Source organism: Phaeodactylibacter xiamenensis (assembly GCF_000759025.1).
GTDB lineage: Bacteria > Bacteroidota > Bacteroidia > Chitinophagales > Saprospiraceae > Phaeodactylibacter > Phaeodactylibacter xiamenensis.
In genome coordinates, this window is the sequence record NZ_JPOS01000012.1 from 323770 (window position 1) to 347106 (window position 23337).

Below are 23337 nucleotides of genomic sequence, written 5' to 3' on the forward strand. Positions count from 1 at the left end.
GTCCGCTCTTGTTGTTTTAGGGGAGGTTTGGAGAGGGGAAGGTGGCTTTGTAGAGGAGTTCGGGATCTATACTGAAGGGATGAAAACGAAGTATGCCTTCGAAGTCCCGAATTTGCTTCCCGTGAGAGGGCCAGGTCAACGTCCCGTTCCGGACTTTGAAGGACCGGAATAAAATGGGATCCTCAAGTAGTGCCTTTTCCAGCGGTCGGAACTCATCAAGAAAGTGCCGGAAGTCGATTTCGCCTTTCACCCCTCCATCAAACTCAAGAAGCAAAGAGAACGCTCCGGTAAGCCGGGCTTTGACGACTTTGGGGAACAGCGGCAACTTCATCGCTGCTGCAATGCATTCAAAGTTTTGCAGATTCGGGCGGGCCTTTTGCAGCTTCAGAGCTTTCAGCAACACCTCAATCTGTTGACCGGCAGGTAGCGCACTTAGATGATGGCGAACATATTTTGCATCTGGCATGGTTTTGTTATTTTTGGAACTCATCCCACTGATCTTCCAGGAAGGATCGGTTTTCTTCAGCCCACTTTTTCACTTTCTTACTTTTCTTTGGGCTGATTTTCCCTTTAATGGTATTACCCTCAAAATCATAAACTGCTTCATCACTGCCATCTTTAGCATGAAAATGCGGCGGATTATGATCCTTAAAATACATATAAACTGCAACTCCTGCAACCGTTGCTATAGCAGGAGAAAGCACATAAATCGCTATTGTTAAAAGCATGAGGGTGAGTTTTAGGTTCTTTTATGCACTTGAAACTTTCAATTGAGGGGTTACTTTTTGTAAAAGCAACACATTGTTGCCTTCAAGGCAATAAAAGTGCGTTTAAAACAACAAATTGCTTTGCTTTCTCCAGAATTCGTAGGAGTTATGTATCTATGTTACTATGCGCAAGTATAATAGGATACGTGTCGTTCTCGCAGAGCAGGACAAAAACAGTACCTGGCTGGCAGACCAACTGGGATACAACAGGTCTACTGTCTCCCGGTGGTGTTCCAATACAATGCAGCCGACCATGGAGTCGCTCTTCAAAATAGCGGAAGTACTGGATGTAGATGTGCGGGAGTTATTGCGGAGCACAAAGGAAGAAAAACCTTAGTGCCGTACCCTTTTGACCTGTGTTTTACTATCGTTTTCTTTTGTCTCAACCCTGGACTATGCCAAATAATGAGCCATTTATCAAACGCGCGCCCGACCAACGATGGGCTCCAACACAATCACAGCTTGACGCTTTCAATAATGCGCAGGAAAAACTGCTCCCTCCGCTGGTACACAGCGTGCGCGTGAAAATTGCAGAATGGAGAGAAAACAATTACCTCGGCGCATCGAGCACTTCAAAAGCACTATTAGAACACTGGTTTGAAACCGAACACCAAAAAGCTGGACAAGACACTCCATTTCAATTTTACTTTGCACAACGCGAAGCGGTTGAGTCTGTCATATATCTTTATGAAGTAGCAAACTATAAAGACAAATACGACCTGCTCCGCCTCGACGAATCCGGCCGGGTAAGCCCGGGCATGTTCCCGGAAAACTGGACGCGCTATATCGTCAAAATGGCCACCGGTACCGGTAAGACCAAAGTCCTAGGGCTGGTTCTAGTCTGGTCTTTCTTTCATGCGCTATATGAAAAAGATAGCCCGCTATCTAAAAACTTCCTCCTTATTGCGCCAAATATCATCGTCCTCAACCGCCTGCGTAAAGACTTTGAGGGCCTAAAGTATTTCTTTGAAGACCCTTTCCTGCCCGACGATGGTTTTCGAGACCGAAACTGGCGACAAGATTTCCAATTGACCCTGCACATTCAGGACGAACTCAAGCCGATTTCTGATCATGGCAATATTTTCCTGACGAATGTGCACCGTATCTTCATGCCGGAAGAGCAGGAAATGTCTTTTGAGGACATGTTCCTGGGAAGCAAGCCTAAAGCCGATGCCGATACCAAACGAGATACCGACCTGGGGAAAATCCTCCGCAGTGACCGTATCAAAGACCTCGTTGTACTCAATGATGAGGCACACCACATCCACGATGAAAAGCTGGCCTGGTTTCAGGCGATACAGGACATCAATGACAAGCTGAAACTGAAAACCGGTAAAGGCCTCGCTTTGCAGTGTGATGTCACTGCTACGCCGAAACACAACGATGGCAGTATTTTCGTCCAAACGATAGCCGACTACCCATTGGTAGAAGCTATTCAGCATGGCGTGGTAAAGACCCCCGTACTGCCCGATAAAGAATCCCGGCTGAAAGTCACCGAAAAAGACAGCGATGACTTTGTGGAACGCTACCGCGACCACCTTCAACTGGGCTACATAGAGTGGGAAAAGCAATTTCAGGACCTCAATCACGTCGGTACACCTTTGCTTTTTGTGATGGCGATGACGACCAAGGAAGCCGATGCCGCTGCGGAGTTTCTGGAGCAAAACTATCCGCTCATGCGGGGTAAGGTGCTGAGCATCCACACCAACCGAAGTGGAGAAATCAAAGAAACAGCTACCAGCAAAAAAGACAAGGAAGAACTCGAAAGGCTTCGCAAAGCTGCCGACGAGGTAGATGCCGAACACTCGCCTTACCGGGCCATTTGCTCCGTGCTTATGCTGCGGGAAGGATGGGACGTACGCAATGTGACCACTATCGTTGGCTTGCGCCCCTTTAGTGCCAAGTCAAAAATCCTGCCTGAGCAGGCTATAGGCCGGGGCTTGCGCAAAATGTTCCCGCTTGATGTGGATGAAACGCTGGTTGTGGTGGGCACCGCGGCTTTCGTTAACTTCATCGAAGAACTCAAAGATCAGGGGGTCGAGTTTAAATATTCGCCTATGGGACAGCGCGGCGGTCGGGCACAGTCGCCCCTCGTTATTGAGATTGATACCGAAAAGACCGAGGAAGAGCTCCACGAGCTGGATATCCCACTGCCTATCCTCCAACCAAGGGTTGTACGCGACTACAGGAGGCTGCGGGAACTTGATGTGGAAGGGCTCAACCACCCGATTGCTCAATTGCAGGATTTTCCGGGCGATACCAAAGAGATCGTCTTCAACAATATCCACGGCGACTTTGACCACATCACCGAAGTCGAAGAATTTACCCCGGAATGGCGCAATGTACTGCGCTTCTACACTGGAGGTATCCTAAAAAGCAACCGATTGGCGCACGGCTTTGACGAGCTTTATCCAAAAGTAGAAGCCTTTGTCCGGCACCGGCTGTTTGGGAGAACCGTCAGCCCTGAGGATGAGACCGTTTTGAAAAACCTCAGCACCCCGGGCGTGCGCAAAATCATCTACGATGTCTTCCAGCGCGCCATCACCAAACTGACTATACGCGATGTAAAGACCACTGAACTGCGTGGGTACCGCAGCCTGATGGAGGCCCGCCCTTCCCCCAAGTCCAATCAGCAATTCGTGAAAGCCAAAAAGTCGGTCTTCAACCTCATCATTGGCGACAATGATATGGAGCTGGCTTTCGCCGGTAAGTGCGAGCATCAATTTAAGGATGTACAGGCTTTCGCCAAAAATACCGAAGGGCAGGGCGGCGTGCGCTTCCACATCGAGTACCAAAATGCAAGGGGCAGCATCAGCCAGTTTTACCCCGACTTTTTCGTCAAACTGACCAATGGCATCATCTACGTAGTGGAGACCAAAGGCCGGGAGGACAAAAACGACCGCCGGAAAATCGCCCGCCTCGTACGCTGGTGCCGCGATGTGAACCGCCTGCAGACAGACTACCGCTACGAGCCCCTGTACATTACCTACGAGGACTGGACCAAACACAGCGATCATGCTCGTTCCTTTAAAGACCTGATCGATCTCTATCAGACCGATACTTATGCGCACGCACCCGAAAACTGATTTTTGAACTTTCACTAGCTTTGCTTCATGGATAAACTATCACAAGCCGATAAAGACCGTATCATACAGCTCATTCAGGAAGGGCAGCCCCTGCCTAAGGAGGACATCTACAAGCTGACCGCCGATGAGGAGGACGTTTTCCTGTTCTGGAATGGCCGCTCGGAGACGACCACCAATGCCGTCCTCCCCTTCCACCACATCGAGCACATCGACGAGCCCCGGCAGGAGGTGCAGGAGGAAGGGACGATGTTCTCTATGTTTGACACCAAAGGGCGGCAAAAGACCGGCTGGCACAACAAACTCATCTGGGGCGATAATAAGCTGATCTTATCGAGCCTGCTGCACGGGCCCCTGCGCCAGGAAATTGAAGCCGAGGGCGGGCTAAAGCTCATCTACATCGACCCGCCCTTTGCCGTGGGGGCTGACTTTAGCCACACCATAGAGATCAACGGCGAAAGCGCCACCAAGAGTCAATCAGTACTGGAAGAAATCGCCTACCGCGATACCTGGCAGCGGGGCATCTCCTCCTACCTGAGTATGATGTACGAGCGGCTCAAGCTCATGCACAGCCTGCTGGCGGAGGATGGGAGTATTTATGTGCATTGTGATTGGAGGGTAAGTAGTTTTTTGAGAATCATACTAGGGGATATTTTTTCAAATGAATATTACAGAAATGAGATCATTTGGAAGCGGTCGACTGCCCACAGTGATAGTAGTGGTTTTGGAAATTTGCATGATACAATAATTTATTTTACAAAATCTCCAAGCTACTCGTTCACCACCCAATATGAACCATATTCAAAGGAATACATCAAAACATATTACCGCCATTCTGACAATAAAGGAAGGTTTTTGGATCGAGACTTAAGTGCAAAGGGTCTCCAAGGTGGAGGATATAAATACAAATGGAAAGAAAAGGAAGGGCTATGGAGATGTCCAAAAGAAACAATGGAACGCTATGAAAAAGAAGGAAGAATTTATTACACCAAAACTGGAACTCCTAGGTATAAGCAGTATTTAGAAGAAATGCCTGGTGTCCCGTGCCAAGACATTTGGACTGATATATATGCCGTTAATTCTCAAGCTTCGGAACGCATAGGCTACCCCACTCAAAAGCCCGAAGCCCTGTTAGAACGCATCATCCAAGCCAGCAGCAACGAAGGCGACCTGGTGGCCGATTTCTTCTGCGGCAGCGGCACCACGGCCGCAGTCGCCGAAAAACTCAACCGCAAGTGGCTGGCCACCGACCTGGGCCGATTTGCCATCCACACCACCCGCAAGCGCATGATACAGGTACAGCGGGAGCTGCAGGAAAAAGGGCAGGACTTCCGGGCATTTGAAATCCTCAACCTGGGCAAATACGAGCGGCAGTTTTTCCTGCAGGAGCTCAATGAGGCACAGCAGCGCAGCCGGCAGGCCGCTTATCTTGACCTCATCCTGCGCGCCTACAAGGCACAACCTGCTGAGGGCCACACGCAGCTACACGGGCGCCGGGGCGAGCGCATGGTACACGTAGGCCCGCTCGATGTGCCCGTCACCCAAACGCGGGTGCAGGCGGTATTCGAGGAGTGCCAAAGCCTGGGCTACAGTCAGGTGGATGTGCTGGGTTTTGAGTTTGAGATGGGGCTGGTGCCCCGCGTCATACAGGAATATGCCGATGCGGGCGTACGGGTGCGCCTGCGCTATATCCCCAAGGAGGTCTTCGACCCCCGCGCGGTAAATAAAGGGCAGGTCAAATTCTACGATGTCAGCTACCTGCGCGCCACGGCAGAAAAAGACAAGGACGGTAAAGTCATCGTCACCCTGCGCGACTTCGTCACCAACTATACACAGGATGATTTAGATGCCGTGGAAGACAAACTCCGCAAAGGCGGCAGTCAGGTCGTCATCGAAAACGGGCAAATCATCAAAGTCAGCAAAGACAAAAACGGCGTACAAAAGCGGGAGCCCCTCACCACCGAGTGGCACGACTGGATCGACTACTGGAGCGTGGACTTTGACTACGACAGCAAGAAAGAGATCATCCGCCTGCAAGCTGAGGACGGCACCGTAGAGGAGAAGTGGACGGGCAACTACATTTTCGAGAATGAGTGGCAGAGCTTCCGCACCAAGCAGGACCGGACGCTGGAGTTCACCTCAGCACCCCGCGTGTATGAAAAGCCGGGCAAGTACCGTATCATGGTAAAGGTGGTGGATATTTTGGGAGTGGATACTAGTCAGTTGTTGGAGGTGGAGGTGAGGTGAGGCTATGCAGTACGCTCAAAAGATACAAGAGAAACTAAGGGTTGAACAATCTCAAAATTGTTCTGGGGTCATCTTCAATGAACAAAGAATCCCCTGGCTTAAAGAGACTCATTATTTGGTAGAGGATTACGATTTGGACGGTGACGCACCAAAGCAGTTTATTAGAGTATACCGATACATTCGGGATGGTAGCGTTCGTAAAAATAAACCTAAAACCTGGATTCCCTATATTGCAAAAACAGGGGCGAAATGGTATCCACATGAATCCGTGATCGAATACCTAATCAATAGAATCGGTCAGGTTTTAGGTATTGAGATGAATGAGGTAAGACTCTATCGAATCAATGATCAAATCCGGTTTCTGAGTCAGTACTTTCTGGAACAGAATGAAACTTTGATCCACGGAGCTGAAATATGTGGAGACTACCTCGAAGACCAAGCGTTTGCAGAAGAAATAGCAAATGATAAAACCACAGCACGAGAGCTATTTACGTTCGAGTTCATCGAAGAGGCGATTTTAGACGTGTTTCCAACTCATGGGCAGGACCTTTTAAGGAAGTTGGTTTACATTTTAACCTTTGATGCAATAGTCGGTAATAATGACAGGCATTTTTTACAATTGGGCAGTGATACGATCCTTGTCAAAACCAGGTCCGCCCCCACGAATTGCTCCGGTTTATGACTCCTCCAGAGGACTATTTTGGAATTTTGATGAAGAGAAAATCAGCAGTTTTCTTCGACAAACAGCTGATCCATCTTTCAAAAAGTTTTTCAAATATTTAGAGAATGCATGTCCCAGAATAAGCATTGAGTCAGATAAAGCGATCAACCATTTCAAACTTATTTCGTATCTTTCTAGTTACAATAGTGATTATGAGAAAATCGTTATAAGTATATCTAGCGACCAAAATGAGAAAAAAGTCATCCAACTGCTTGATAAGGAATTTAAATTCTTATTTTCTGAAGACAGGTATGAGTTGACGAAAATGCTACTCAGGAAAAGGTTTGAAATTGTTCGTTCCCAAGTATAAAAGATTCGATGTTAAGTAAGCTGCGCAAACTATTCCAAAAGGACCAGTCCACCGGTTCTAACCTCCACCTCCCTGATGAGGAAGAGCAGCGCTTTACCCTTTATTTAAAAGACTTAAAAGTAGGAGAACTGAGCTGCGAGGAAGGAATATGGACTTTTTCCTACAGTGATGAATTCAAAGCCCGATCTGACGAATTCTACCCCATCGTAGGTTTTCCAAAGCTAGACAAGGTATATAAGAGCAAGTCTCTCTGGCCGTTCTTCCTTATCCGCATTCCCGGTTTGGGACAGCCTCGTGTCCGGGAAATTATCAAAGCGGAGCACCTGGATATCAACAATGAAGCCCAACTGCTCCGCCGATTCGGCCGGAAAACCATCGCCAATCCTTATGAGCTAACCGTGTAGGGGATTACTCGATTTCCAGGATCATAGCTGATTTACCGGGCACATTGATGGTTCCCGAAGTTTTGTACGCTTTTCCGGTCATTATGTCCTTGCCTTGCTTGGTACCGCCCAGCATTTCTGCAAAGCGGTCGAGCTGTAGGGGCGTGGCTTCCTCGTTTTTATTAAGAATGGTCATGACTTTGCTGGTATCGGTATAGCGGAAGGTGACGTAGAAGCCGCCGTCCGGCACAAACTGCATAAGCTTGCCATGGTGAATCGCCTCGCTGGTTTTGCGCCAGTTGAGCAGTTTTTTAATGTAGGCTTTGGCTTCTTTCTGGTCCTCGGTGAGGCCTTTGCCGGTAAAGCCGTTGACCTCATCGCCTGCCCAGCCGCCGGGGAAGTCGGTGCGGATGATACCATGGTCGCCCGGATAGCCTTCATTGTCCATTAGTATCTCGGTGCCGTAGTACAGCTGAGGCGTTCCGCGCAGGGTCAGGATGTAGGCAACGCCCATTTTGAAGAGGTCGAGGTCTTCGTTCACCTGCGTGTAGAAGCGATCCATATCGTGATTGTCAGGGAAGGTCACAAGGCTGTAGGGGTCTGCATAGAGGAAGTCCTGCGTCAGCATTTTATACAGCTCGATGAGCCCGCTGCCGTATTGCTTTTCCTCCTGTACCAGCCCTTGTGTAAGCGCAAACTGAATGGGAAAGTCCATCAGGCTCGGCAGGCAGGAGGTGTAGTCATCGTGGTTGTCTTTGCCTTCCTGCCAGTAGGATACAATAGCCGGATTAGTCACCCACTCCTCACCCACGGTGTTGAAATTGGGGTATTCAGCACGCAGGGCACAAGTCCATTCTGTCATAAAGTCTTTATCCGGATAAGGGTAGGTGTCCATTCGGATGCCAGACAGGCCCGAATATTCAATCCACCAAATGGTATTCTGTATGAGGTAGGTGGCCAGCAGCGGATTGCGCTGATTCATATCGGGCATGGTTTCCACAAACCAGCCATCAGAGAACATGCGCTTGTCGTACTCGGAAGCGTGGATGTCCTGCACGGTATTCCGGCGGTGGGAGGTGTTGACGTATTCCCCTCCGAAGTTGATCCAGTCATCCGTGGGCATATCCTTTACGAACCAATGCTCAGAGCCACAGTGGTTGAGGATCATATCCATGATGATCTTGATATCCTTATCTTTTGCCCGCTGAATGAGGTCGAGGTACTCTTCATTGCTGCCAAAGCGCTGATCCACTTTGTAGAAGTCCGTGGCTGCGTAGCCGTGGTAGGAGTAGTCAGGCATATCGTTTTCCAAAACCGGATTGAGCCAGATCGCCGTGAAGCCCATATCGTCAATATAATCCAGCTGATCGATGATGCCCTGAATGTCGCCCCCGTGGCGCCCACCTTTGAAGTCACGGTCAGGCTTTTCCATCATGCCCGCCACCGCATCGTTATCAGGGTTGCCGTTGGCGAAGCGGTCTGGAGTAATGAGGTACATGACATCTGCCGGCGTAAAACTCTCGCGCAGGGCAGATCCCGGTTCGCGTTCCCGCAGTTCATAATCGTAGGAGGCCACGACATCTTTGCCATCCAGCAGCTGCACCTGAAAAATGCCCGGCTCCACGCCCTCGGCCAGTTCCAGGTTGACAAAGAGGTAGTTGGGGTTTTGCACCCGCACCGTAGAGGTGATTTTCACACCCTTGTAGTCGCTCAGGGCAGCTTTGTATTGCGCCAGATTGTCTCCGTAGAGCAGGAGTTCGAGCTCAGGGTTATGCATCCCAGCCCACCAGTTGGGCGGCTCTACGCGCTGCAGGGGAGATTGGGCGAAAAGAGCGGCACTCCAAATAGTCAGGAGCGCCAGGATTGTCAGACGTTGCATGTAATCGGTCATTAGTAGTTTGATTTTGGGAAAAATAGGCATTTTTTGCAGAATTTCACTCCTGAATAACACCACGCAACCCCAAATGCACCCGCTCCCGCCAGTAGCGCTCGTTATGGTCGTGACCGGGGTAAGCCTGTGTCATCCAGTTTTGCCCCGCCTGATAGCCCTGCGCCTGCAGGATGGAGTCTACCTGTTGCTGATAGGGCGCATAGAATTGGTCCAGCCCCTCTGTGCCGTAGTCGAAGTACCAGCGCTTGCCTTTCGGCAAATGAGCGGCAAAGTAGTCAATAATGGCCTGAGCCACTTCCGGAGTGTCATCCTGCAGGGAAACCGGCCAATGCGTAGACAGGCAGAGGGCACCGGCGAAGACATCCGGGTACTCGCAAACTGCATACATGGATATCAGCCCGCCCATACTTGAGCCACCGATGTAGGTATGCCCCTTACCTGGTTTGGTACGGTAAGTGCGATCGACGTAAGGCTTCAGCTCCTGTGTGAGAAACTTCAGGTAAGCATCAGAAAAGGCGGTGCCGCCCACCCGCGCTTCAAGCAAGCTATCGAAGCAGGCCGCAGGCTTTTCAGGAAGGTACTCCTGAAAACGTTTTTCTCTGGCGTGGTTGACCCCAACGATAATGACTTCAGGCATTTGCCCTGCTGAGGAGAGGCTGTCTGTAGTGCGGTGTATCTGCCAGGCTGCACCACCGTAGGCCAGGCTGTCAAAGAAGAGGTTCTGCTGATCCATCATGTAGAGCACCGGGTACTGCCGCAGCGTATCTGTGAAGTAGGAAGGAGGTAGGTACACCTGCCCGCTTTTCGATTCGGTCAGCTCAGAACTCTTGTAAGTGAATGGCTCAAAGCGGGAAGGTTCAACGGGAGGCTTCTCCCCGCAGCTAAAGAGCAACAAGATCAGCGAAGAAAGGAGTACGTATCGCATGAAGAAGTTTTTACATGTTTCTCAATCTCCCGCCGTCTACCGCCAGAGCTACCCCCGTGATATAGGCGGCTGCAGGTGTAGCCAGAAAAGCAATGGCAGCGCCGATTTCTCCGGGCTCTGCGAAGCGCTGCAGGGGGATACTGCTCTGCATGGCAGCCGTCACATCCTCTACAGGCTTTCCGGTTGCGAGGGCCTTTTTTTCAATGATTTCCTGCAGGCGGCCAGTGTTGGTGGCTCCGGGGAGGATGTTATTAACAGTGATGCCATCTGCCCCCACTTCATTGGCGAGGGTCTTAGCCCAGTTGCCCACGGCTCCACGTACTGTATTGCTCACGCCTAAGCCAGGCAATGGTGCCTTTACGGAAGTGGAAATCACATTGATAATGCGGCCGTAGCCTTCCTTGCGCATGCCAGGGAGTACAGCTTTCGCCAAAAGGTGGTTGCAGATGAGGTGTGTAGTGAAGGCTTTGGTGAATTCCTCCAGTTCTGCCTCCGTAATCGGCCCGCCTGGAGGACCACCGGTATTGTTGACCAGGATGTGGATAGGCTTGGTGGCGGTGAGCCCCCGGACCTTCTTTCGCAGGTCAGCGGTATCGGTAAAATCGGCTGCAAGAAAGTCATGCTGCTGCCCTTTGACCCGTGCCATTTCCTTGGTGATGGCTGCCATCTTATCAGCAGAACGGGAAACCAGGGTTACGTTAGCGCCCAACTCTGCCAGTTCAAAAGCGGCGGCTTTTCCAATTCCTTTACTGCTGCCACAGACGAGCGCATTTTTCCCTCTCAAGTCTAAGTTCATGGAGTGTGTTTTGTATATTCCGGCTAAATTTAAAGAATTTCATACAAAACTTAATTTATGCCATTAGCCAAACCTTTCAACCTTCAGCAATGGGTAGATGACAACCGCCATCTCCTTAAGCCTCCTGTGGGCAACAAGCAAGTGTACCAAGGCAACGATGACTACATTGTCATGGTCGTAGGCGGGCCAAACGGGCGTAAGGATTATCATTGGGAAGAAGGGGAAGAACTCTTCTATCAAATTGAGGGCGACATCACCCTGAAGATCATCAATGAAGCCGGAGAGCCAGAGGATATTCCTATCAAAGAAGGCGAAATGTTCCTGCTGCCACCGCGTATCCCACACTCTCCGCAACGTCCTTCGAATACGATTGGGCTCGTCATTGAGCGCTACCGCCGGGAGGGCGAGATGGACAAGCTGATGTGGTTCTGTGAAAATTGCAACCATAAATTGCACGAGGAGTCTTTTCCGCTTGAGGATATCGTTGCTCAGTTGAAGGCGGCTATTCAGAACTTCATGGGCTCGGAGGAGCTGCGGACTTGTGATAATTGTGGGACGGTTATGGAGAAGCAGTAGGGGGTTGGGGCGTTTTTTAGTGGGGAGTGGGGGAGTTCTTTAGTCGGCAGTTCTTTAGTCGGCAGTTTTTTAGTCGGCAGTGGGCAGTTCTTTAGTCGGCAGTTTTTTAGTCGGCAGTGGGCAGTGGGGAGTCGGCAGTCGGCAGTGGGGAGTCGGCAGTGGGCAGTGGGCAGTTCTTTAGTCGGCAGTCGGCAGTCGGGGCAGTTGGGGAGTTTTACTTACTTTTGTGGGGGTAGATGATAGCCTATGCAAAAAGTATACTTTGCTTCTGATTTTCACTTAGGTATTGATGGCCGTTTGACGAGTGGTGAGCGGGAAAAGCAGATTGTCCGCTGGCTGGAGTATATCCGTGAGGATGCGGCAGCGATTTACCTGGTGGGGGATGTATTTGATTTTTGGTTTGAGTACACGACGGTAGTGCCTAAAGGGTATGTGCGGCTCTTGGGAAAATTGGCAGAGCTGCGCGATGAGGGTATCCCCATTTACTTTTTTACCGGTAACCACGACATGTGGGTTTTCCGCTACTTTGAAGAAGAAATGGGTATTCCAACCTACCGCAAACCGATCCGCCGGGAGATCATGGGCAAACAGTTCCTGATTGGGCACGGTGACGGGCTGGGACCTGGTGATTATGGCTATAAGCGCATTAAGAAAGTCTTTGCTAATCCGGCGTGCCAATGGCTGTTTGAGCGTATACATCCAAACTTTGGAATTGGGCTGGCTAATTTCTGGTCACAACGCAGCCGGGCAGCGGACCACCCCGAAGAAAAAGATTTTCTGGGCGAGGATCGGGAATGGCTGATCACCTACGCTAACCGCAAGCTGGAAACGGAGCCTATCGACTACTTCGTGTTCGGGCACCGGCATCTTCCTATCGAATACACGCTAAAGAACGGGTACAGCCGTTATATTAATCTGGGGGAATGGCTCTTCAGTAATTCTTACGCTGTCTTCGATGGTGATTCTGTCAATTTAGCTTTTTTTGAAAATGAAGAAGGTCGGATTTTTGGTGGTGGGTAGTTTTCTGGTGGGTAGTTGGGCAGTGGGGCAGTGGGCAGTGGGCAGTGGGGCAGTGGGCAGTGGGGCAGTGGGCAGTGAGGCAGTGGGGCAGTGGGGAGGTTTTGAGTCGGCAGTGGGCAGTGAGGCAGTGAGGCAGTGGGCAGTGGGCAGTGAGGGAGTGGGTGTTCTTGATACGGGGCGCATTCAAAGGCACTTGCATACTTTGCCAACGCCTTGTCGGGACTTTACTACTGATAAGTTACAGAATGTTTATGTAGTTGATAAAAATAACCGAGTGCATAAATACGGGCCGGATGGGCGGGAGCAATTCCATTTTAATAATAACACCCGGGGCACTTTACAATATATTGACCCTACTGATCCTTTTAATCTGCTTTTGTTTTATCCGGAGCTGCAAGTGGTGGCAACCTTAGACCGCACCATGAATGAAACCGCAGTACTCGAACTCTTCACCGCGGGGATTTTTAATGCTACGGCGATCGGGCTGGCTACGGACAACAACATTTGGGTTTATGATCAGGCAGCGTTCCGTTTGAAAAAGGTGGGCCAAAATGGCGAAGTGCTGATCCAAAGCGACAACCTGAGCTCGCTGCTTGATGCTCCTCCAATAGCGACACAACTACTAGCCAATAACAATATCGTGTACCTCAACTGTCCAGGGCAGGGTGTTTATGTCTTTGATAATTTCGGTCAGTTCCATCAACTCCTCCCCTACCCGGATGTAGTGTCCCTGCAACTACAAGATGGGAAATTGGTCCTGTACAGCGACCACCGTGTCCGTGCCTACAATCCGGAAACCCTACAGGAACAGGTATTGAGAGGGGATATCAATTCAGATGTACAGGTCCGGTATCAGGGAAACAGGGTTTATGAAAAAGAAGCGGATGACTTGGTCAGGGTGTTTTCGAGGACACCATAGCAGCTCTGCCAAAAAAGATGACCACGGCAGGAAAATACCCTCCGTGGCCAAGCCAAAATTCTAAAACAGGAAATGTATTTTATAACTTATTGAAGTAGAAGTCTTTTCTACCCGTGGCAAAGGCCGGGTCTTCACAGCGGAGTACATGTTGCAGCACCAACTCGTCTAACTGAAGGTACTTCAGCGCTACCACAGTGATGCAACTGTTATCAAATTGCAACAGCACATAATGCCCATCATCGCTGACCAAATACGAGCCCGCTTCCTTTAACTTCCGGTTGCCATTGCCGAGTTTACGCACAAAAGTACCATCTTCAGAAAACTGGTATTGCAGATAAGCATCTTCCATATCAGGCGCTTTGCGGCGGGAGACTTCAAAGGGGTAAGTGGTGTTGCCCCATGCGCCGCTAAGCAGTTGTCTGTGTTTTTCTCCATCCCCGGCTTTAATCTGTTTCAGGGAATGCGCTGAAAAATCTGTAGCGATTAGCTGTATTTGATTGCATTCCACATCTACGCCATAGTTATAGGTGGTACCGGACGCCTGATCCGTCATTTGCAAAAACGCACAGCCGCCAACGCCTGGGATAACCTCCCAGCTATACAAGGCAACCGCAGGAGCCTGACCGGTGCCTTCGTTCCACTGTGCGACCCCATTTTCATAAAAGACGACGGAAAGCTTTTGTCCGTCCGCGCTTGTCCCTAACCAAACACCATTAGGCAGGTGCTTTGCAAGCACGGGCGCTACAAGGCAGGATTCCGGTTTAGCGGGCGAAGGGTCAGCGGATGCTAATGCCATAAAGCTTAACCCCAGGTACAGGGTTGTCAGGAATAGGGTTTTCATCATTTTCTTTTTAGTCGGGTTGAATCACAACAACGGGTGAGGCTGTTGCTTTTCTATATAGACGAAGGTAAGCCCGGAAGGTTGCACCAGTCCAGTTAGATGGATGAGCCCGGATGGTTTTTCGATGAATTGGTGTACATTACCACAAAAACAGAAAAAGTGCTGATTAAAACCCGGGGCATTGTTTTCAGGTCGATAAAATACAGCGAGTCAAGCGTAATAGTGGATATTTTCACGGAGGAGCGGGGCATGCGCAGTTATCTCGTTCCAGGCGTAAGGCGAAAAAATGCCCGGATCAGCCCGGGGCTGCTGCAGGTCATGTCGCTAGTTGATATGGTAGCTTACGAGAAAAGTGAAAAAGGGCTCAACCGGATCCGGGAGATCAAAAGCGCAGTGGTGTACCAGTCATTGCCCTTCGAGGTCCACAAAAGTGCTGTGGGTCTGTTCATCGCAGAGGTTGCTCGTAAGTCGATCCGGGAACCCGAGGAGAACCCGCGGCTGTTTGAGTTCCTGTTCCGCACCTTTCAGTTTTTGGACCAGACCGCTTTGCCCATCGCCAATCTACATCTTCATTTCCTGTTGGAACTGAGCTTTCACCTGGGCTTTGTCCCTGGAGGAGCATGGTCAGAGGAAACGCCATACTTTGACCTGCAGGAAGGCTTGTTCACCAGCAGCAAAACAGCCAGCCATCAGTACCTTGATACCGTCACCAGCCAGGTGCTTTACCAATTGCTGCGGTGCGACTATGCCCAGTGCCATGAAGTCAGGATCGGCCGGCAGATGCGCCAGGATTTGCTCGACAAACTGCTGACCTTCTACCGCTATCATATTGACAACTTTCCGGAGATCAACGCCCATAGCATCCTGAAGACGGTTCTTTCCTAAACAGCAACAGGCTACGCACGTCAAGGAGTACGCAGCCTGTTCTGTTTGCAATTTTCACCGCACCTTAAGCCGGGAAAGGAATGGTCAGCTCCTGATCCGGATGGATGAGGTTAGGGTCTTTCAGCTGGTCCGTATTCGCATTGAAGATCACCATGTACTTAGACGCATCGCCGTAGTAGTGCTTCGCGATTTTAGAAAGGCTGTCCCCACCTTTCACAGTATGCTTGTGGAAATAGTCTTCAGTGGCAATTTTGATGTCCGCCTGAATATCAGAAGGATTTTCGCCGCCAATTTCCTTGATTTTATCCCAAAGCAGGTTTTTATGGTACTGAGTGCTTGCTGTACCGCCTACCTTGAGCACGCCATCCAGCTCCTCAACGTAGCCATCCTGAATATTGAGCTCTTCGCCGAGGTCGAGTACGGGTTGGTATTTCGCCTTTACAGACATAATGCAATTGTTTTATGGATTTTGATAAAATAATGAGTGTGCTTCATTTTGACGGGAGATGCAAAAGAAGTAACAATATACGCTAAAGATAGCGTTCTTAAATAACACACCCCTGCGTTTGTCCCGAAAACGTATTTTCCCGCCAGATTCCTATTGCTTTATGCAATTATACCAGGGAGGCAGACGTTTATCCAACACCTGTTAAGAACGCAATTCCACCACAAAAGTGGTGTAACTTTTTATCATGGGATTCTAATTGTATGTCAAGTGCCTCCGTCGTCGCGGGGGCATTTTTTATAAGTAGGCTTTCAGAACGGTCATTGCTTCTGCAAGGTCCTTCCCAAAAGTAAAAATACCTTCCTCGTGTCCTTCCATCACAAAGATTTTACATGCTTTCAGGTCGGCCTCCACCAGTAACCTACGAATACTTTCCACCATTTCCGGAGAGCCATAGGGTGCGGAGGCCTCAGTAGTAGGCACCTTGTGCATCAGGCTTTTCCAAAGATGGAAGTCATGGACATGGATCACGCCGTTCACATCGGGGCACTCTTCATAGATCACAGCATGGCTCATAGACTCGGAAGACGCAATGATTGGACCGGTACAGCTGAGGCGGTTTTCGGGAGCCCCCACATCAGTGACCAAAGCGTAGTGGCGGCTATCCAACTCTGCGAAGTTGCCCGTTTTTGAACCCGAAATATAGAACAATCCCCCATTTTCCGCCCTGCAACTGATATTCCCGAAACCAATACCATTCTCATAAGCCCCAATCAGTCCCATTTCGTAAAGCTCTTGCCGAAAGGCATTAAGCTGTGCGGTTGCTGCTGCCGGAAAAGGCGGTGCATGCTGCCAATCAGCCGAAAATTTGATGTAGCCTTCGTCTGTCATATTATTTTTGACAAAATTACGATACTGGAAAAAGTGCTGCAAACTTTGTATGTTAAGCGTACATTTAGAATAACGCGGGGCTATAATTCGATAATAATGCTTGATTATTTCAAAAGAATACTTCAGATTGCACCCGCAAAATAAAGGCAAAACGGTTATCCCTAATCAGCAAACCTTAGAATAATGGCTAATACAGTTGTAAGATACTCCGATGCTGAGCTTGAAGAATTCAAAGTACTCATTGAGTCCAAGCTCGAAAAAGCACAAATTCAGCTGAGCTCCCTGCAGGAGCAAATACTGGAAATTGCCGAAAACTCCGGTGATGATCACGGTGTGGACTGGATGGATGACAGCAGCACCGGCAGCGATGTCGAAATGCTTAATAATATGGCCATCCGTCAGCGCCGGTATATTCAGGACCTGCAAAATGCGCTGATCCGAATTCGAAATAAAGTCTACGGCATTTGCACCGTCACCGGCGAGCTTATCGATAAAAAGCGGTTGCGGGCGGTACCAACCACTACGAAAAGCCTGGCGGCTAAAACCCAGCCTCCGGTGTCTACCCGTCCGCTAAGTACGTCTGAAGACGATGAAGACGAAGAGCCAAAGCGCAAAACACCTAAACCTCCGAAAAACAAGGTGATTACCCGCGTGATCCGGAAATCAACTGCCGCCAAACCAGTCCGGCCCGTTGACCTGGACGATGAAGATGATTTTGACGTGGATGGTGTGTATGATGATGATATCGATGTCGATGATATTGACAGCGATATGATCAGCCTTGAAGGCATGCAGGATGACGACGATACGGATGTCGATGAGCAGGACCTGCGCCTGCAAGATGACGAGGAGGACGAAGATTAATCTTAACGCCCCCCAATACTTAAGTGATCAAAAGCGCTTTTCGCACCTTACAACGTGCGGTCATTAAGCACACTTTCAGGAATCTTTTACGCACCGTGCACCATATTCCCGCACGGTGCAACCCCTTTTCGCTCTCAATGGGACGGATTCAGTCCCAAAATATCCAGTATTTTTCTTATCTTGTGAATCACTAATGGAGCTTAGAGGGTTCATTCCCTGTCCTTAGCATTTCAAAACACCATTCATGCGAATCTCAACGCTGCATGTCTTTGCAGCCGGTGACCGTTTGTGCTTTTCCAGCGCCTCGAAACTAGTCTGCCACCTGCATGAAGCCGAATGTTAGGGCATCAACAGGGTATCGTATTATATCGCCTCCAGGCTCCTTCCGCTACAGCAACAGCCTATAGGATAATTTGCTGAATAAGTGCCTGGTACGACTAGCCTAAATTAACTGCTAGTTTTTGCCTGCGGAGTCTTTGCTATTGCCTTCCGACAGCTATCGGGGTTAACTGATCATGCAGTTGCGGCCCCATCCACCAGGCCCTTGCCCCAAGCAAACAAAAAGCATCGGTGAACCTGCCTGGCAGGCCTCACTGGCTTAATGCATGTTGTCAAATGAGCAAATTAAGCAACAGCGTATACCCTTTTCTGAACACCATAAACAAATCGCGTATGATGCATTCCAAAACCAGACTCTTTTACCTGCTAAGCCGTCATTGTACATGGGGCGGACAAAAATTCATGTACATCCCTCCAGAATAACCGGCTCCCCAATATCCTACTATCCTGATTCAACCCTTTGTACCACCTATAAATTTAAGGAGCCATGGAAAAATACAGCGCTTATACTTTACGGAACTTCCGGGAAATCCCTCAGTTGCAACAACACCTTTCCGAAGAAGAGCTATTCGATATCGAGGTCGTGGGCAATGTCCTGCCTTTTAAAGCCAATAATTATGTTGTTGAGCAACTGATTGACTGGAACAATTACCAGGAGGATCCTATTTATATTTTGACGTTCCCGCAAAGGGACATGCTGCAACCCCAACACTACAAAGAAATGGCGAGCGCCATCCGCGCCGGTGCACGCAAACCTGAACTCAAGCTGATCGCTAACAAAATAAGAATGGAGCTGAACCCGCACCCGGCCGGGCAACGCTCTCAAAATATGCCGCAGATTGATGGCACTGAGCTCACCGGTGTACAGCATAAATACCGGGAGACGATGCTCTTCTTCCCCAGTCAGGGGCAGACCTGCCATGCCTACTGCACGTTTTGCTTCCGCTGGCCACAGTTTGTAGGCATGAACGATTTGAAGTTTGCTATGCGGGACACTGAGCTGGTCATTAAGTACCTGCGTGCTCATCCGCGTGTGACGGACATCCTGTTCACAGGGGGCGACCCGCTCATCATGAAGACCAAAATCATCAGTGCCTACATTGATGCGCTGATTGAGGCAAAGCTGCCCAACCTCCGCACCATCCGCTTTGGCACCAAGGCGCTCGGCTACTGGCCGCAGCGTTTCACACAGGACAATGATGCGGATGAGCTGCTGCGTGTTTTTGAGAAAGCCAAAAAGGCAGGCCTGCATATTGCCTTCATGGGCCACTTCAATGCGCCCGCAGAACTGCGCACCGATGAAGTAAAGACCGCGATTGACCGCATCCTCAATACCGGTGCCGTGATCCGCACACAATCGCCCGTCATGCGAAAAATCAATGACAACTCGGATGCCTGGGCTGAAATGTGGCAGGAGCAGGTGGAACTGGGTTGTGTGCCGTATTACTTCTTTGTCGCCCGGGATACTGGCGCTCAGGACTACTTCGCGGTGTCACTTGAACGCGCCTGGCGCATTTTCCGGGGAGCGTATCAGCGGGTCAGTGGCGTTGCACGGACCGTGCGCGGGCCGTCGATGTCGGCAGGCCCCGGCAAAGTACACATCGTAGGCGTGAGCGAGGTGGCTGGAGAGCGCGTCTTTACCCTACAGTTTTTGCAGGGGCGCAATCCGGACTGGGTGGCGCGGCCATTCTTTGCCAAATACGACCCTAAAGCGATTTGGCTGGACGACCTCTACCCTGCTTTTGGTAAGGAACGGTTCTTCTTTGAGGAAGAATATCCGATCATTCGGCCAGCAAAATCCACTAAGCCGTCTAAAAGCATTTCAAATGGCATAGCGCAGGGCGCCGCACTGAACTAAATAAGCCAGACAGCCAATGATGCCCCTGAAGTGTGGATAGAACGACGCTTCAGGGGCTCTTTATTTCAATATTTTGATAACTTGAACCTTATAAACCAATAACAACGCATCGTGGCAAAACGGCAAAATGTCCGCATCGACCTCAACCTCAATATCCGGGGGCTGAAGAAATCCGCAACCTTAGCCATCAACGAAAAGTCCCGCGAACTGCAGGAGCAGGGGCGGCAAGTGTACAAACTGGGCTTTGGGCAGTCCCCTTTCCCGGTACCGGACCCCGTAGTGGAAAGCCTGCGGCAGCACGCCCATGAGAAGGACTACCTTCCGGTAAAAGGCTTACCGGCTCTACGGCAGGCTATTGCCGGCTTTTACGAGCGGCAGCAGGGCATAAAGCGGACCGCCGAGGATGTGCTCATCGGGCCAGGCTCAAAGGAACTGCTCTTCATTCTCCAACTCGCTTATTACGGCGACCTGGTTATTCCGACACCCAGCTGGGTCTCTTATTCTCCACAGGCTATCATTCTGGGGCGGCGGGTCAATTGGGTAAAAACCCATCAGGAAAATGACTGGCGCCTGACACCGGAGGAACTGGAGAGCATCTGTGAGACTGACCCTGAGCGCCCGCGCATTGTCATTCTCAACTACCCGGCCAACCCCACCGGTGCCACGTACACCGCAGACCGGCTAAAGAAAATCGCAGAGGTGGCACGAAAATACAAGGTTATCCTGCTGTCTGATGAAATCTACGGGGAACTCCACCACTCCGGCCAGCACGTCAGTATAGCCAGGTACTACCCCGAGGGCACCATCATCAGCAGCGGGCTTTCGAAGTGGTGTGGCGCAGGTGGCTGGCGGCTGGGCATGTTTGTATTTCCGGAAGAACTCCGGTGGCTGCTTGATGCCATGGCTATTGTGGCCAGCGAAACCTTTACCTCTACCAGTGCACCCATACAGTATGCGGCGGTGGAAGCGTTCCGCCCCCACGAGGAAATTGACCGGTATCTTCGGGATGCACAGCGCATCCTCAGGAGTGTAGGCCGGCACTTCCACAGCCGCCTGACTCAAATGCGGGTATTTGCACCCAAGCCGGCAGGCGGTTTTTATCTGTTCCCCAATTTTGCGTTTTACCAAAGCAACCTGAGTAATAAAGGGATCAGCAACAGCGGGCAGCTCTGTGAGCGCCTTTTGGAAGATACCGGCATCGCCCTGCTCCCGAGTTATGACTTTGGCCGCCCTTCTGAAGAACTGACGGCCAGACTGTCGTACGTAGACTTCGATGGCGCGATGGCCCTTCAGCTCGCCCGCACTACCTACAAAGACAAACCCCTCGATGAAGGATTCGTCAGAGCCTGCTGCCCGGAAATGAATACAGCCTTCGATCAGCTTCAGCAGTGGCTACAGCAGAAATAGCCGGCGGGATAAAAAAATCAGGTGCGCAGCTCAATGCCACACACCTGATCGACTAAACCAAACTAATATTTTGAAAGCACCGTGTCAATAAGACCGTGGCCGGAATTGATAGACATTCCTGTTTTCCAATGCTTCATCAGCGATATCCTCAAAGTGAAATTCAAGTTGTTCGCGGTCGAAGATGTCGAAGAACTGATCCCATTCCAGGTCAGACTCATCGGGGTATTCCTCTCCCGGAAAACGGAACCGGACCCGGTCGTTAATTTTCTCCCCATCGAAGTTGCGCACCTCGACTGGCCGGGCTTCCCGGGCTTCTGCCCATGACAGGATATCTTCGTGTTCGTGAGTTGATATGCGACTTCCGTCCCTTTTCATATTTAACTTTTTGATTTTCAGTAATTTATTATACAACGGATTTTAGGGTCATATGCTCATTGCATCTCCCATTTTTCCGAAACCTCCGCCTAAGAATGTTAATTTTTGAGCATCAGGAAGCGAATTGCGCTCAAAAAGGCTCTACGAAAGGAACCGATTATCGAGAAAACGACCTATGATATTCAACCGCGCCCCTATAATGTTGCTTTTGATGGCTTTCTGGGCATGCAGCAAAGATGCGCCACTGTCTGAGCCGTTACCAACGCTACCGCCATCTGTACCTGCTAATCAGTACTTGCAGCTTAGCCCGGGCAATGCATGGGTTTATCAAAGCCGGAACATCAATTTACAAACCGGTGACACCCTTTCGCTTTCCAAACTGGACAGTATTCGTGTCGCCTCCGATACCTTCATTGACCGGGCACTCTACCACGTGCAAAAAGGCACCCGTCTGGGCGCGGCTTTCGAGTCCGTTCTCCGGGTTTCCGGCCCTGAAGCCGTAGACACCTCCGGCCAGCTTTACTTCTCCACTCAAATCAACAAGAGCAACTTCAGCGTGCCCCACAGCCTACTTCCTGAAAACGCACAATCTGCAACCGGCAGCATTGATGAGGGGCCGGTATTGACCACGGCCTATGGCACTTATGCCACCCGGGCCTACTCAATGGAAGTGGCTCTGTATACGCCTGACGGAGATAACCCCGAGATCCGTTACGATACGCTTTTCTTTGCGCAGGACGTGGGCTTGCTGCGCTACGTACAGCATCATCCAAGCCATGATCTGCGTGTGGAAATGGATTTACTCAGAGCCTACCTTCGATAAGTAGTGGGCCAATCCAGATAATTATCGGGATCAATTGCTCTGGTAGCTTTTACATTAAGAAGTCCCCACCCGTACGATGGTTGGTTTTGTGCCTCCTCAAAGCAAAACCCAATTGGAAAACTGATTTTTCGAGAAGCCCTAAGCCGGAAACCGCTACCTTTGGCAGCTATGGATATTTCATGGCAACACCTCCTTATCGTTTTTTTTGGCAGTGCTCTGGCTGGCAGCATCAACACGCTGGCGGGCAATGGCTCAGCTATTACGCTCACCATTCTGACTGAGCTGCTGGGGCTGCCTGGCAATCTTGCCAATGGCACCAACCGCGTGGGCATCTTTACACAGAGTGCAGCGGGCTCCTATGCCTTTTTCAGGGGTGGGAAACTCGACCTATTGCGCAGCCGCTGGCCAATCCTGTTTACCATTATTGGAGCAATAGGGGGCGTAGCGGTGGCCGTGAATGTGAGCAATGAAGCCTTCCGCAGCGTCTTCCGTTTCCTGATGATTCTCATGCTTATCGTTATTCTCGTAAAGCCAAAACGCTGGCTGCGGGAATCTGACCTGAGCAAACAGACCAACCCCTGGATTGCTGTACCACTCTACCTCGCGCTGGGATTCTACGGCGGCTTCATTCAGATGGGCATGGGTGTTTTTTTTCTGGCCGTGATGGTGTTGTATGCACGGTACAGCCTGGTTGATGCTAATGCCGTTAAGGTCTTTGTCGTGGGCGCTTACACCTTTCTCGTCATCCTGATCTTCCAATGGCAGGGGCTCATCGACTGGAAAGTGGGGCTGCTCATGGCGGTGGGGCAAACGATTGGGGGCTTTTTTACTGCACACTACGCAGCGACCTACCCTCAGGCTAATGTATGGGCGCACCGCCTGCTGGTAGCCGTGGTTTTACTGGCTATTGTGAAGCTGTTTGACTTGCATCTGCTGCTCTTTTAAATCAGCGAAAATCTTAACCCACAATT

Annotated in this window: 23 protein-coding genes; 14 read left to right on the top strand and 9 right to left on the bottom strand. The window is 50.3% G+C overall.

All coding sequences use genetic code 11. The features are described 5' to 3' along the window. Window positions 1–16 precede the first annotated feature (16 nt). Together IX84_RS04970 and IX84_RS04975 are read right to left on the bottom strand one after the other, a co-directional pair. Window positions 17–466: a DUF2442 domain-containing protein gene (locus IX84_RS04970; protein ID WP_160213665.1), complete on the bottom strand. Its 450-nt coding sequence runs from the start codon at window positions 464–466 to the stop codon at window positions 17–19. Between the two features lie 7 nt (window positions 467–473). Beyond that, on the bottom strand, window positions 474–728 hold the full coding sequence (locus tag IX84_RS04975; RefSeq protein ID WP_044217039.1) for a DUF4160 domain-containing protein: 255 nt from the start codon (window positions 726–728) through the stop codon (window positions 474–476). A 163-nt stretch (window positions 729–891) separates the two neighbouring features. On the opposite strand from IX84_RS04975, the gene IX84_RS04980 reads away from it, so the two are divergent. From IX84_RS04980 to IX84_RS05000, 5 genes are all read left to right on the top strand, one after another. Continuing rightward, a complete protein-coding gene (locus tag IX84_RS04980) occupies window positions 892–1104 on the top strand; it encodes a helix-turn-helix transcriptional regulator (RefSeq protein WP_044217041.1) in 213 nt (70 codons plus the stop codon). 58 nt (window positions 1105–1162) lie between these two features. Beyond that, window positions 1163–3853, top strand: coding sequence for a DEAD/DEAH box helicase family protein (locus tag IX84_RS04985; RefSeq protein WP_044217042.1), 2691 nt, complete (start codon window positions 1163–1165; stop codon window positions 3851–3853). Window positions 3854–3880: 27 nt separating this feature from the next. Continuing rightward, entirely contained in the window at window positions 3881–6097 is a 2217-nt protein-coding gene (locus tag IX84_RS04990; protein WP_044217044.1) for a site-specific DNA-methyltransferase, read from the top strand. A gap of 4 nt (window positions 6098–6101) precedes the next feature. After that, window positions 6102–6779, top strand: coding sequence for a HipA domain-containing protein (locus IX84_RS04995; protein WP_044217046.1), 678 nt, complete (start codon window positions 6102–6104; stop codon window positions 6777–6779). 357 nt (window positions 6780–7136) lie between these two features. Continuing rightward, on the top strand, window positions 7137–7532 hold the full coding sequence (locus IX84_RS05000) for a HipA N-terminal domain-containing protein (protein ID WP_044217048.1): 396 nt from the start codon (window positions 7137–7139) through the stop codon (window positions 7530–7532). A 4-nt stretch (window positions 7533–7536) separates the two neighbouring features. On the opposite strand, the gene IX84_RS05005 is transcribed toward IX84_RS05000, so the two are convergent. From IX84_RS05005 to IX84_RS05015, 3 genes are read right to left on the bottom strand one after another with little or no spacing between them, the layout of a single operon-like run. Next, a complete protein-coding gene (locus IX84_RS05005) occupies window positions 7537–9402 on the bottom strand; it encodes a glycoside hydrolase family 13 protein (RefSeq protein WP_238578229.1) in 1866 nt (621 codons plus the stop codon). Between the two features lie 43 nt (window positions 9403–9445). Next, window positions 9446–10327, bottom strand: a complete 882-nt coding sequence (locus tag IX84_RS05010) for an alpha/beta hydrolase (RefSeq protein WP_052515768.1) — start codon at window positions 10325–10327, stop codon at window positions 9446–9448. Between the two features lie 10 nt (window positions 10328–10337). After that, window positions 10338–11123, bottom strand: coding sequence for an SDR family oxidoreductase (locus tag IX84_RS05015; protein ID WP_044217050.1), 786 nt, complete (start codon window positions 11121–11123; stop codon window positions 10338–10340). Window positions 11124–11180: 57 nt separating this feature from the next. Between IX84_RS05015 and IX84_RS05020 the strand changes: the two genes are divergently transcribed. From IX84_RS05020 to IX84_RS05030, 3 genes are all read left to right on the top strand, one after another. Next, a complete protein-coding gene (locus IX84_RS05020) occupies window positions 11181–11699 on the top strand; it encodes a 3-hydroxyanthranilate 3,4-dioxygenase (protein ID WP_044217053.1) in 519 nt (172 codons plus the stop codon). Window positions 11700–11945: 246 nt separating this feature from the next. Beyond that, a complete protein-coding gene (locus IX84_RS05025) occupies window positions 11946–12719 on the top strand; it encodes a UDP-2,3-diacylglucosamine diphosphatase (protein ID WP_044217055.1) in 774 nt (257 codons plus the stop codon). Further along, a complete protein-coding gene (locus tag IX84_RS05030; protein ID WP_160213667.1) occupies window positions 12688–13638 on the top strand; it encodes an NHL repeat-containing protein in 951 nt (316 codons plus the stop codon). Before IX84_RS05025 ends, IX84_RS05030 begins: the two co-directional genes overlap by 32 nt. A gap of 79 nt (window positions 13639–13717) precedes the next feature. On the opposite strand, the gene IX84_RS05035 is transcribed toward IX84_RS05030, so the two are convergent. Beyond that, window positions 13718–14482: a hypothetical protein gene (locus IX84_RS05035; RefSeq protein ID WP_152604916.1), complete on the bottom strand. Its 765-nt coding sequence runs from the start codon at window positions 14480–14482 to the stop codon at window positions 13718–13720. A 156-nt stretch (window positions 14483–14638) separates the two neighbouring features. On the opposite strand from IX84_RS05035, the gene recO reads away from it, so the two are divergent. Then, window positions 14639–15364 (top strand): DNA repair protein RecO, encoded by a 726-nt coding sequence (recO, locus tag IX84_RS05040; RefSeq protein ID WP_044217320.1) that lies wholly within the window; start codon window positions 14639–14641, stop codon window positions 15362–15364. Between the two features lie 64 nt (window positions 15365–15428). Here the strand turns inward: recO and IX84_RS05045 are convergent, their stop codons facing one another. Further along, complete coding sequence (locus IX84_RS05045) at window positions 15429–15812, bottom strand: LysM peptidoglycan-binding domain-containing protein (RefSeq protein WP_044217061.1); 384 nt, start codon at window positions 15810–15812, stop codon at window positions 15429–15431. A gap of 294 nt (window positions 15813–16106) precedes the next feature. Beyond that, a complete protein-coding gene (locus tag IX84_RS05050) occupies window positions 16107–16700 on the bottom strand; it encodes a class II aldolase/adducin family protein (protein ID WP_044217064.1) in 594 nt (197 codons plus the stop codon). 183 nt (window positions 16701–16883) lie between these two features. Between IX84_RS05050 and IX84_RS33900 the strand changes: the two genes are divergently transcribed. From IX84_RS33900 to IX84_RS05065, 3 genes are all read left to right on the top strand, one after another. Beyond that, window positions 16884–17564, top strand: a complete 681-nt coding sequence (locus IX84_RS33900; RefSeq protein ID WP_063978251.1) for a TraR/DksA family transcriptional regulator — start codon at window positions 16884–16886, stop codon at window positions 17562–17564. Between the two features lie 826 nt (window positions 17565–18390). After that, on the top strand, window positions 18391–19761 hold the full coding sequence (locus IX84_RS05060) for a KamA family radical SAM protein (RefSeq protein ID WP_044217066.1): 1371 nt from the start codon (window positions 18391–18393) through the stop codon (window positions 19759–19761). A 111-nt stretch (window positions 19762–19872) separates the two neighbouring features. Next, entirely contained in the window at window positions 19873–21168 is a 1296-nt protein-coding gene (locus IX84_RS05065; protein ID WP_044217068.1) for a pyridoxal phosphate-dependent aminotransferase, read from the top strand. Window positions 21169–21252: 84 nt separating this feature from the next. Here IX84_RS05065 and IX84_RS05070 read toward each other — a convergent pair whose 3' ends face one another. Beyond that, entirely contained in the window at window positions 21253–21543 is a 291-nt protein-coding gene (locus IX84_RS05070) for a hypothetical protein (protein WP_044217070.1), read from the bottom strand. 175 nt (window positions 21544–21718) lie between these two features. Here IX84_RS05070 and IX84_RS05075 point away from each other — a divergent pair, with 175 nt between their 5' ends. Both IX84_RS05075 and IX84_RS05080 read left to right on the top strand, forming a co-directional pair. After that, on the top strand, window positions 21719–22366 hold the full coding sequence (locus IX84_RS05075; RefSeq protein ID WP_044217072.1) for a hypothetical protein: 648 nt from the start codon (window positions 21719–21721) through the stop codon (window positions 22364–22366). A 168-nt stretch (window positions 22367–22534) separates the two neighbouring features. Further along, window positions 22535–23311, top strand: a complete 777-nt coding sequence (locus tag IX84_RS05080) for a sulfite exporter TauE/SafE family protein (protein WP_044217074.1) — start codon at window positions 22535–22537, stop codon at window positions 23309–23311. The last annotated feature ends 26 nt before the right edge of the window (window positions 23312–23337 follow it).